Consider the following 10,870-nt stretch of genomic DNA (forward strand, 5'->3'; position numbering starts at 1 on the left):
GGGTGTCAAGGGATCAGGCGGATTCGCGCAGGTGGAGGCCCGCGTGGATGATCAGCTCGCCGGGTTCGAGCGGGGCGGCACCGGTCACGAGCCGGGCCGCCTGCTCGACGGCCAGCGCACCGAGCGCGCGCGTGTCGACGGCGACGCTGGAGAGCTCCGGCTCGACCAGGGTGCCGAGCGCGAGCCCGTCGAACCCGATCACGGCGAGGTCGGCGGGCACGCGCAGGCCGAACCGGCGGGCCTCGCGCAGCGCGCCGATGGCCATCACGTCGTTGAAGGCGAACACGGCGGTGACGTCGGGGTGCGCGGCGAGCAGCGTGGCCAGCGCCGCGCCGCCGCCGTCGACGGTCTGGGCGGCGCCGGCGATCCAGCCGGGGTGCACCGCGATCCCGCACTCGGCGGCGGCCCGCCGGAACCAGCGCTGCCGGACACTCGGCGCGGGGTGCCCGTCGAGCATCCCGATCCGCCGGTGCCCGCGCGAGACCAGGTGGGCGACGGCCTCGCGGACGCCGTCCTCACCGTCGATCCCGATGCCGCTGAACCGCGGGAGGCGCGGTTCGCGGCCGATCAGCACCACCGGGATGCCGGCGGTGAGGCGGTCGAGGTCCTCGTCGGACCGGCTGAAGTAGCCGACGACCGCGTCGACCTGGGTGCCGATCACCCGCAGCGTGGCCAGCTCCTGCTCGGGGTCGTCGGTGGTGTCGTGGACGACCACGTGCCAGCCGCGGGCCCGGGCCGCCTCCAGCGCCCCGGAGGCGACCTCGGTGAAGAAGGGGTTGAGCAGGTCCGGCACGACCAGGCCGATCGTGGTGGTGTCCGGCCGGACCAGGCCGCGGGCGAAGCGGCTGGGGCGGTACCCGAGCTCGCGGGCGGCGTCGAGGACGCGCTGCTTGGTCGAGCCGTCGATCTCGGCCTTGTCGTTCAGCGCCCGCGACACCGTCTGCCGGGACACCCCGGCGCTGCGGGCGACGTCGTGGATCGTCACCCGCCGGGGTTCCGTGCTGCTCGTGGACACCCGTCGAGTATGCCCGCCCGCGGCCGTCGCGCTACCCGGCCGGGGTACGGTCGCGGCGCTTCACGACGAAACGCCAGCCGATCGCCAGCACCACCGCGAGCACCGGGATCGAGTAGAACGCGATCTTCTCGGCGCCGTCCGAGAAGCCCATCAGGACGACGACCAGCGCCAGGAAGGCCAGCGTCGCCCAGCCGCTGTAGGGCGCCCACGGCATGCGGTACGACGGCCGTTCCAGCTCGCCGCGCAGGGCGGCCTGCCGCAGCCGGAGCTGGCAGAAGATCAGCGTCGCCCAGGTGCTGATCACGCCGAGCGACGCGATCGCGATGGCGATGTCGAACGCCTCCTTCGGCACCAGGTAGTTCAGCACCACGCCGAGCACGTAGGCGACCGACGTGAACAGGATGCCGCCGTAGGGCACTTGGCGGCTGCTCATCCGGCTGACGAACGACGGCGCCTCGCCCTTTTCGGCCAGCGAACGCAGGATCCGGCCGGTCGAGTAGAGGCCGGAGTTCACACTGGACAGCGCCGCGGTCAGCACCACGGCGTTCATCACGTCGCCGATGCCTGGGATGCCCAGCCGGCTGAACACGGTGACGAACGGGCTCTCGCCGCCGTTGTAGAACGGCCACGGCAGCAGCATCGCCAGCAGCAGCACCGATCCGACGTAGAACACGCCGATCCGCCAGACCACACCGTTGATCGCCTTCGGCAGCACCTTGCGCGCGTCCTTGGTCTCGCCGGCCGCGATGCCGACGACCTCGATGGCCGAGTAGGCGAAGATGACCGCCTGCAACGTCATCAGCGCGACGCCGATGCCCGCCGGGAACAGTCCACTGTGGCCGGTCAGGTTGTGCGCTCCGGCGGGTGTCCCGCCGATGTCCGTGCTCGTCAGCACCAAACCCGCGCCGACGACCAGGAAGACGACGATGGCCAGCACCTTGACCACGGAGAACCAGAACTCCAGCTCGCCGAACACCTTGACCGAAAGCAGGTTCACCATCAGCAGGACGCCCAGCGCGACCAGCGCGGTGATCCACTGCGGCACGTCCGGCAGCCACTTGTGCACGTAGATGGCCACCGCGGTGATCTCGGCGATCCCGGTCATCGCCCAGTTCACCCAGTACATCCAGCCGGAGGCGAAGCCGGCCCACGGCCCGATGAACTTCCGGGCGTAGGTGACGAAACTGCCGGAACTGGGCTCGTGCAGGACGAGCTCGCCGAGCGCGCGCATCACGAAGTACGCGGCGATCCCGCAGATCGCGTAGGAGAAGACCAGCGAGGGACCGACCTGGTGGAGTTTCCCACCCGCGCCGAGGAACAGCCCGACGCCGATCGCGCCGCCGATGGCGATCATCTGCACCTGGCGGTTGCCCAGTGCTTTCGAATAGCTTTCACCTTTTTCGGTGAGCAGCGAGGAATCCATGGTTCACGGACGCTAGAGCGGTGTGCGGCAGATCACCAAGCAGACTAAGGAAGACTTAAGGTGTGCGGGAGATCACTGCGGAAGTTCTTCCGCCATCGGCGGATTCCGATTCGACCCGGCCCGCGCGCCGGAGCGCCGGGGCGGCCTTCTACGCTACGGCCGTGGATCTCGCGGCGCTGCTGGACCGGATTGCCGACGACGTCGCGCCGGAAGTCGGCCGCGGCGCCGTCGCGGACTACATTCCCGCGCTGGCCAGGGTCGAGCCGTGGCGGTTCGGCATGGCGGTGGCCGAAGTGGACGGTGCGGTGCACGGCGTCGGCGACTGGGAGCGCCCGTTTTCCGTCCAGAGCATGTCGAAAGTGTTCACCCTGGCCCTGACGCTGGCGCGGGGCGACGGCGTGTGGGCGCGCGTCGGCCGCGAACCGTCGGGCGACCCGTTCAATTCGCTGGTGCAGCTGGAACACGAGGACGGCATTCCGCGGAATCCGTTCATCAACGCGGGCGCGCTGGTGGTGACCGACGAACTCGCGCGCCACGGCGACGCGGCGGACGCGTTGCTGGCCTTCGTCCGGCAGGAAAGCGGCCGTCCGGAGATCGCCGTGGATCCCGAGGTGGCGGCGTCGGAGGCGGGCCACGCCGACCGCAACCGGGCGCTGGCGTACTTCATGGCGTCCTACGGCAACATGCGCCATCCGGTGCCGTCGGTGCTCGACCAGTACGTCCGCCAGTGCTCGATCGCGATGAGCTGCGGCGACGTCGCCCGGTCGGCGCTGTTCCTGGCCCGCCACGGCGTTCGCAACGACGGCTCACGGCTGCTGGGGCTGAGCGCGGCGAAGCGGATCAACGCGGTGATGCTGACCTGCGGGACGTATGACGCCGCGGGCGAGTTCGCCTACCGCGTCGGCCTGCCGGGCAAGAGCGGAGTCGGCGGCGGCATCGTCGCGATCGTGCCGGGCCGGTGCGCGGTCTGCGTGTGGAGCCCGGGGCTGGACGCGCGCGGAAACTCCGTCGCCGGGGTCGCCGCCCTCGACCGGTTCACGACGCTGACCGGCTGGTCGGTGTTTTGAGTCAGCGCAGGTAGTTGTAGACGCTGGCGCGGGAGATCCCGAGCAGGTCGGTCAGCGACGGCACCGCGTTCTTCAGCTCCAGGAAGCCCCGCGCCTTCAGCGTCCGGACGAGCTCCTTCTTCGTGGCCGCCGGCAGGCTGCGCGGGGTGTGGCCGCGCTCGGTGGCGTAGTCCTCGACCAGGGCGCGCAGCTCGTCGCCGGTGCGGGCGCGCAGTGACTCGGCGAGCGGGGCGGGGTCGTCGGTGCGGGACAGGCGGGTCAGGGCTCGGGCCGCCGAGCCGAGCAGGGAGACGTCGAGGTTGAGGCACAGCGCCGCGACGTACTCGCCGCGCCCGTTGCGGATGCCGATCGACGTGCTCTTCGCCGGCCGCCCGTCCGGGAAGCGGTTCGGGTAGTTCTGGAGCACGTCCGGGAACTCCGGGTCGGCGATCCGGGCCAGGCCGAGCTCGGTCGCGGGGTCGCCGACGGCACGCCCGGACAAGCCGCCTTCGATCGCACGCACGGCTTGGGCCGGGTCGCGCAGGTCGTGCAGGACGACCTCGCACAGGCCCGGGAACATCCGGCCGACGGCGTGGGCGATCTTCTCGGCCTCGCGAAGCAGCAGCTCGTCCTCGGTCATCCGATCAGCTCCCGCAGCTTGTCGGCCGCCTTCAGCCCGGAGCCGGTCAGCACGACGACGGTCGTTTCACCAGGGCGGATGGCACCTCGCGAGCGGAAGACGTCGATGGCCGCGGCGGCGGTCGCACTCGTCGGCTCGGCGTAGAGGCCGAGGGACGCGAGCCGGCGGGCGGCCGCGGCGATGGCGTCCTCCTCGATCGCGGCGGTGTCGCCGCCCGAGCGCCGGATCGCCGCGACGACCTCCGGGAGCCGCACCGGCCGCCGGATCGCGGTGCCTTCGGCGACGGTCGGGGCGAACGGTGGTGGCTGCCGGCCGTGGAAGGCCGCGTCGAGGGGCGAGCAGTTCCGCGGCTGGGCGGCCAGCAGACGCGGGCGCTTGGCGATCGACCCGGCGGCCAGCAGCTCGCCGAACCCGAGGTCGCAGCCCAGCACGATGCTGCCCGCGCCGGCGACGGTGACGACGGCGTCCGGCGCGCGGAAGCCCAGGTCTTCCCACAGCTCGTAGGCGAGGGTCTTGGTGCCCTGCAGGAAGAACGGGTGCCAGTTGTGGCTGGCGTAGGTCGTGCGGGCCGAGCGGCGGACGGCTTCGGCGGCGGTGTCGTCGCGGGTGCCGGGCACCAGTTCGACAGCCGCGCCGTACGCGCGGGTCTGCAGCACCTTCGCGGGGGACGTGCCCTCGGGGGCGAGGACGGTCGCGGCGATCCCGGCCGCGGCGCTGTAGGCCGCCACCGACGAGCCGCCGTTGCCGGAGCTGTCTTCCAGGAGCTCCCGCACCCCGGCGCCGGCCAGCGCGGAGATCATGACGCTGGAACCGCGGTCCTTGAAGCTGCCCGTGGGGCTGAACCATTCGAGCTTGAACCGGACCTCCTCCCCGTCCCAGGTCCGCGGGACCAGGGGAGTGCAGCCTTCGCCCAGCGAGACCGGGGCGAGGTCGCCGGGCAGGGCGGCCCGGTACCGCCAGAGCGAGCGGACGCACGCGTCGACGTCGCCGGGTACGAGGCCGGCCAGCGGCGGCACCGTCAGCGGCGCGCCGTCGTCACCGCGCCAGCGCCGCGGGTCGCCGGGGTACCGCGCCCCCGAGCGCTCGTCGGCGTACCAGTACTCCACGACCACCTCCACGACTGGACAGAGTGTCGAAGTATAGACCATTCGTCTAATGCTACTGGCTGGTATGCGAAAGCTCTTCAGCTTTTTCTCAGGAAAAGCGTTAACCGGACGACGGAAAATTTCGGTCATCGCCGCCGATCGGAGTACCGAAGGTGGCCACCCGAATGCTCTCGGTCGTCCGGTGCGGGGCCGCCGCTGTTCTCGTGACGTCCTCTTCATGCTCGCGTGAGCACCGGGAACCCCGGTGCCCGGTCAATCCACAGTGGACCTGTGGCCTTTTGTGGCGATCGGCGCGGAATTCTTCGGCCGCTTCTCCGGTGCATCGTGAAATTGACGGAAAAAGGCCTCTTTCCGTCCGGTGAACCGGCTGCCGTCGCGTTGGGGGAAGCGGAGTCCCGGCGACTCTGGTTTACCGCCCGGATACTTCGCGGTGGCTCGGCGGAAACGCCGGACCCGCCGGTCGGAGTGGTCCGGTGTGGGCAACCGCACTGCGTCCACCAGGCGGGAAGGCTTGCGCCGACCGGTGCCCGGGGCGGTCGCGTGACGGCGGCGTTAAATTCTTGCGCCATCGGCCTGGTCGGTCCCGAATTTTCTGAACCACCGCTATGAAATCGTGGAGGGTTGTTGACGTCATCGAAGGAACCCGCTTAAGTACTCCCCGTTACCCATCACCCTTTCGTGCGTAGCGGGAGTTCCCATGCGTCTCTCGAAAGACGACTCCGTGCCGGCCGACCTGGTCGTCGCCGTGTCGCCGCTGCGATCGCCGTCGGCACGCGGGGTCGCGGCCGCCGCGCGCGGGGGCGGGCTCGGCGTGCTCGACCTGACCGGCGGGGGTGCCGTGGCCGCGGAAGAGCTCGCGGTGCTGGGGGAATGGGGAATTCCGGCGTTCGGCGTCCGGCTCGCGGGGCCCGCTGGGGCGGACCTGCCCGACGCCGTGACCACCGTCCTGCTGACCGAAGACTGCCCGTGCCCGGCGCGGGACTTCCCGGGACGGCGGGTGCTGGCGGAGGTCACCTCCCGCGCGTCGGCCGCGCGGGCGGTCGCCGGCGGTGCCCACGGCCTGATCGCCCGCGGTCACGAATGCGGCGGCCGCACGGGTGAACTCAGCACGTACGTGTTACTCCAAGCCCTGCTCGCCGACGAGACCCTGGACGTCCCGGTGTGGGCGGCGGGCGGGATCGGACCGCACACCGCCGCGGCGGCGGTCGCGGGCGGCGCGGCCGGCGTCGTCGTCGACACCCAGCTCGCGCTGCTGCCGGAGGCCGAGTTGCCGTCGGCGCTGACCGTCGCGCTCACCGGCCTCGACGGCTCCGAAACCGTGGTCACCGACGGCGTCCGCGTGCTGTCCCGCCGCGGGCCGGCCGGGGGAGAGCCGATCGAAGCCGGGCAGGACGTCTTCCTGGCCACCCGGTTCCGCGACCGCTGGGGCACGGTGACCGCCGCGGTGCGCGGCCTGCGTGACGCCATCGGCGAGGCCTTGCGCGCCGAGGCTCCGGTGCTGGGGCCCGGCAGCGCGGGCAGCCGCGCGTTCGGCACGGCGCTGCCGGTCGCGCAGGGACCGATGACCCGGGTCAGCGACCAGCCCGCGTTCGCGGCCGCGGTCGCCGCGGGCGGCGCGCTGCCGTTCATCGCGCTGGCCCTGTCCGGCGCGGACCAGACCCGCGACGTCCTGGAACGGACTCGCGATGCCGTCGGCGACGCGCCTTGGGGTGTCGGCGTCCTCGGGTTCGCCGCCGACGACGTCAAAGCCGCGCAGCTGGCGGTGATCCGCGAGGTCCGGCCGACGCACGCGATCATCGCCGGGGGCCGCCCGGCCCAGGCCGCCGCCCTGGAGGAAGCCGGCATCTCGACGTTCCTCCACGTGCCCTCGCCGGGACTGCTCAAGCAGTTCCTCGAGGCCGGAGCCCGCAAGTTCGTCTTCGAAGGCTCGGAATGCGGGGGCCACGTCGGCCCGCGCACCAGTTTCCCGCTGTGGGAAGCCCAGCTCGGCGTCCTCGCCGACTTCCTCGCGGTCACCCCGGACGCCGCCGCGGACCTGCAGGTGCTCTTCGCCGGCGGCGTCCACGACGAACGCTCGGCCGCGATGGTGGCCGCCCTCGCCGCGCCGGTGGCGGCGCGCGGCGCGGCCGCCGGGGTGCTGATGGGCACCGCCTACCTGTTCACCCGCGAAGCCGTCGACGCGGGTGCCGTGCTCCCGCTGTTCCAGCGCCGGCTCCTGGAAGCCGAGCGGACCGACCTCCTGGAGACCGCGCCGGGCCACGCGACCCGTTGTGTGCGCAGCCCGTTCACCGAGGAGTACGCGGCGATCAAGGCGGACCTCGCCGAGCGGGGCGTGCCGAGCCGCGACGCGTGGGAGCAGCTGGAGACGCTCAACGTCGGACGGCTCCGCCTGGCGAGCAAGGGCATCGAGCGCGTCGGCTCCGAGCTGCGTGACGTCGGCGAAGACCGCCAGCTCGCCGAAGGCATGTTCATGGCGGGCGAGGTCGCCGTGCTGCGCTCGGCCGTCACCACGATCGCCGACCTGCACCATTCGGTGGGTGAGGGCGCGAACGCGTTCCTGCGCGCGCGGGCCGCCGAATTCGGCATCGCCGCGGCGGAACAGCCGGAACCGGCGGCGCCCGCGCCGCTGGACATCGCGATCGTCGGCATGGCCTGCATGTTCCCGCAGGCTCCGGACCTGGCCGCGTTCTGGGCGAACGTGCTGGCCGGCACCGACGCGGTCACCGAGGTGCCCCCGCAGCGCTGGGACACCTCCCTCTACTACGACCCGGACGGCCAGGGTGAGCGGACGCCGTCGCGCTGGGGCGGGTTCCTGCCGGAGATCGGCTTCGACCCGCTGAAGTACGGCATCCCGCCGTCGTCGCTGGCCAGCATCGAGCCCGTGCAGCTGCTGGCCCTGGAGGCCGCGCACCGCGCGCTGGCCGACGCGGGCTACGCCGACCGTGCGTTCGACCGCGCCCGGACATCGGTCGTGTTCGGCGCCGAGGCGGGCAGCGACCTGTCGAACGCGATGACCCTGCGCTCGGTGCTGCCGTCCTATGTCGGCGAACTGCCGTCCGAACTGGACGAACGGCTGCCGCGGATCACCGAGGACTCGTTCCCGGGTGTGCTCGCGAACGTCATCGCCGGGCGGATCGCCAACCGGCTCGACCTGGGCGGGGCGAACTACACCGTCGACGCCGCGTGCGCGTCGTCGCTGACCGCCGTCGACGTCGCTTGCAAGGAACTGACCGCCGGCACCAGCGACCTCGTCCTCTGCGGCGGCGCGGACCTGCACAACGGCATCAACGACTACCTCCTGTTCGCCTCGGCGCACGCCCTCTCGCCGACCGGCCGGTCGGCGACGTTCGACAGCGCGGCCGACGGCATCGCGCTCGGCGAAGGCGTCGCCTGCGTCGCCCTGAAACGCCTCGCCGACGCCGAACGCGACGGCGACCGCGTGTACGCCGTGATCAAGGGCGTCGGCGCGGCTTCGGACGGCCGCGCGCTCGGCCTGACCGCGCCCCGGCCGGAAGGCCAGCACACCGCGTTGACTCGCGCCTACCGCAACGCCGGCGTCTCGCCCGCCCGCGTCGGGCTCGTCGAGGCGCACGGAACGGGCACCGTCGTCGGCGACCGGACGGAGCTGGGCACGCTGACGAAGGTGTTCACCGAGGCCGGCGCCGCGCCGGGCGCCTGCACGATCGGCTCGGTGAAATCCCAGATCGGGCACACCAAGTGCGCCGCGGGCCTGGCCGGGCTGATCAAGGCGGCCCTCTCTGTGCACACCGGAGTCAAACCGCCGACGCTGCACGTCTCGTCGCCGAACCCGGCCTGGGACCCGTCGACCAGCCCGTTCGTGTTCCAGTCGGCCCCGCAGCCGTGGGCCGCCGCGCCGGCCGACCGGCTCGCCGGGGTGAGCGCGTTCGGCTTCGGCGGGACGAACTTCCACGTCGTGCTCGGCGCGCACGACGGCGTGCCGCCCGCGCAGGCGGCGGACGAGTGGCCCGCCGAGCTGTTGACCTTCACGACGGACTCCGCGGCGCGGGCGCTGCTGGCGCTGGCCACGGAAATCCTGGCGGACCGGCAGCCGTGGCGGCTGCGCGACCTCGCCCTCAGCGCGTCCCGGCGGGCCGAAGCGGCGGGCGGGCGGATCCGCCTGGCCGTCGTCGCGTCCACTGTGGACGAACTGGCCGACCTGCTGCGACGGGCGCTCGCCGGCGAAGACGCGCCGGGCGTCTACCGCGCCGGTGACGACGAGCCGGGTACGGTCGCGGTGCTGTTCCCGGGCCAGGGCAGCCAGCGGCCCGGCATGTTCGCCGAGCTGTTCGTCACCTTCCCCGAGCTGCAGCGGTACCTGCGCCTCGACCCGGACACGGCGGAGGTCGTGTTCGGACCCGCGGTGTTCGGCGAACGCGAACGGCAGGCGCTCGCCGAGCGCGTCACGGACACCCGCGTCGCCCAGCCCGCGCTCGGCCTCACCGGGCTGGCCGCCTTCCGGCTGCTGACCCGCGCCGGCGTGCGGCCCGCGATGCTGGGCGGGCACAGCTACGGCGAGCTGACGGCGCTGGCCGCAGCGGGCGCCCTCACGCCCGAAGCGCTGTTGCACGCCAGCCACGCCCGAGCCGGGGCGATCCTCGACGCGGTGCCGGCGTCCGACCCGGGCGCGATGGCCGCGGTCGCCGCGTCCGCGGCGGAGACCGGGAAGGTCCTCGCCGACGCCGGGCTCGACGCGGTCGTCCTCGCGAACCACAACTCGCCCCGCCAGACGGTGATCTCCGGGCCGACCGCCGACGTCGAAGCGGCCGTCCTCCAGCTGCGCGACGCCGGGCTGGGCGCCAAGCGGATTTCGGTCGCGTGCGGCTTCCACAGTCCCCTGGTCGCCCCCGCGGGGGAGGCACTCGGCCGTGCCCTCGGCGCGATCGGCGTCGTGCGGCCCGCCGTCCCGGTGTACGGCAACCGGACCGCGGCGCCCTATCCGGTGGACCCCGACGAGATCCGCGCCGAACTGGCCGCACAGGTGGGTTCGCCCGTCCGGTTCGTCGAGCAGGTCGAAGCGATGTATGCGGCCGGGGCGCGGGTGTTCGTCGAGGCCGGCCCGGGAGCCGTGCTGGCCAGGCAGGTCGCCGCCATCCTCGGTGACCGGCCGCACCGCACGGTCGGGTTCGAGCAGCCGGGCCGCCGCGGCCTGCCGGGCTTCCTCGGCGCGCTCGCGCAGCTGGCGGTGTCCGGCGTGCCGGTCGAGACCGGCTGGCTGTTCCGCGGCCGCGACGCGGTGGACGCGTCCGCCGCACCGCGACCGAAGCGTCCCGGGTGGACGGTCGACGGTCACCTGCTCCGCGTCGCGGACGGCACGATCCCGGCCGGCGCGTTGCGTCCGGCGGAGCGGGTCTCGCTCGGCACGGTGTCACCGGCCGCGGCCACGTCGGAGGCGATGGTCGCGGACTTCCTGCGCACGAGCCGCGAGATGATCGCGGCCCAGCGAGACGTGCTGCTGGGCTTCCTCGGCACCGACGCAGTCCCGCAGCTCACGGTCCCCGAGCGCCCCAATGTGGCGTTGGTTGCGTCTGACGCACCGAACGCCACATTGGGTGCGCTGGACGCACCGAACGCCACATTGGGGCGCTCGGTGCTGGAGACCATCGTGGGGCGTGATCTCCA

At 72.8% G+C, this 10,870-nt stretch carries 6 protein-coding genes; 2 read left to right on the forward strand and 4 right to left on the reverse strand.

Annotated elements, in window-relative coordinates:
- Positions 1-13: 13 nt before the first annotated feature.
- The gene (locus tag AB0G28_RS09405) at positions 14-1,015 is read right to left on the reverse strand and encodes a LacI family DNA-binding transcriptional regulator (RefSeq protein WP_361085262.1); all 1,002 of its coding nucleotides are present in this window, start codon (positions 1,013-1,015) and stop codon (positions 14-16) included.
- Positions 1,016-1,046: 31 nt separating this feature from the next.
- Entirely contained in the window at positions 1,047-2,438 is a 1,392-nt protein-coding gene (locus AB0G28_RS09410) for an amino acid permease (protein ID WP_361085265.1), read from the reverse strand.
- A 161-nt stretch (positions 2,439-2,599) separates the two neighbouring features.
- Here AB0G28_RS09410 and AB0G28_RS09415 point away from each other — a divergent pair, with 161 nt between their 5' ends.
- Entirely contained in the window at positions 2,600-3,505 is a 906-nt protein-coding gene (locus AB0G28_RS09415; protein ID WP_361085268.1) for a glutaminase, read from the forward strand.
- A 1-nt stretch (position 3,506) separates the two neighbouring features.
- Here the strand turns inward: AB0G28_RS09415 and AB0G28_RS09420 are convergent, their stop codons facing one another.
- Both AB0G28_RS09420 and AB0G28_RS09425 read right to left on the reverse strand, forming a co-directional pair.
- Entirely contained in the window at positions 3,507-4,124 is a 618-nt protein-coding gene (locus AB0G28_RS09420; protein WP_361085270.1) for a PAS domain-containing protein, read from the reverse strand.
- Positions 4,121-5,242 (reverse strand): pyridoxal-phosphate dependent enzyme, encoded by a 1,122-nt coding sequence (locus AB0G28_RS09425; protein WP_361085273.1) that lies wholly within the window; start codon positions 5,240-5,242, stop codon positions 4,121-4,123. The genes AB0G28_RS09420 and AB0G28_RS09425 overlap by 4 nt, the downstream gene beginning before the upstream one ends.
- 685 nt (positions 5,243-5,927) lie before the next feature.
- On the opposite strand from AB0G28_RS09425, the gene AB0G28_RS09430 reads away from it, so the two are divergent.
- A partial coding sequence (locus AB0G28_RS09430) for a beta-ketoacyl synthase N-terminal-like domain-containing protein (RefSeq protein ID WP_361085276.1) occupies positions 5,928-10,870 on the forward strand: 4,943 nt, incomplete at its 3' end.

Source organism: Amycolatopsis sp. NPDC021455 (assembly GCF_040640995.1).
In the GTDB taxonomy this organism is placed as follows: domain Bacteria; phylum Actinomycetota; class Actinomycetes; order Mycobacteriales; family Pseudonocardiaceae; genus Amycolatopsis.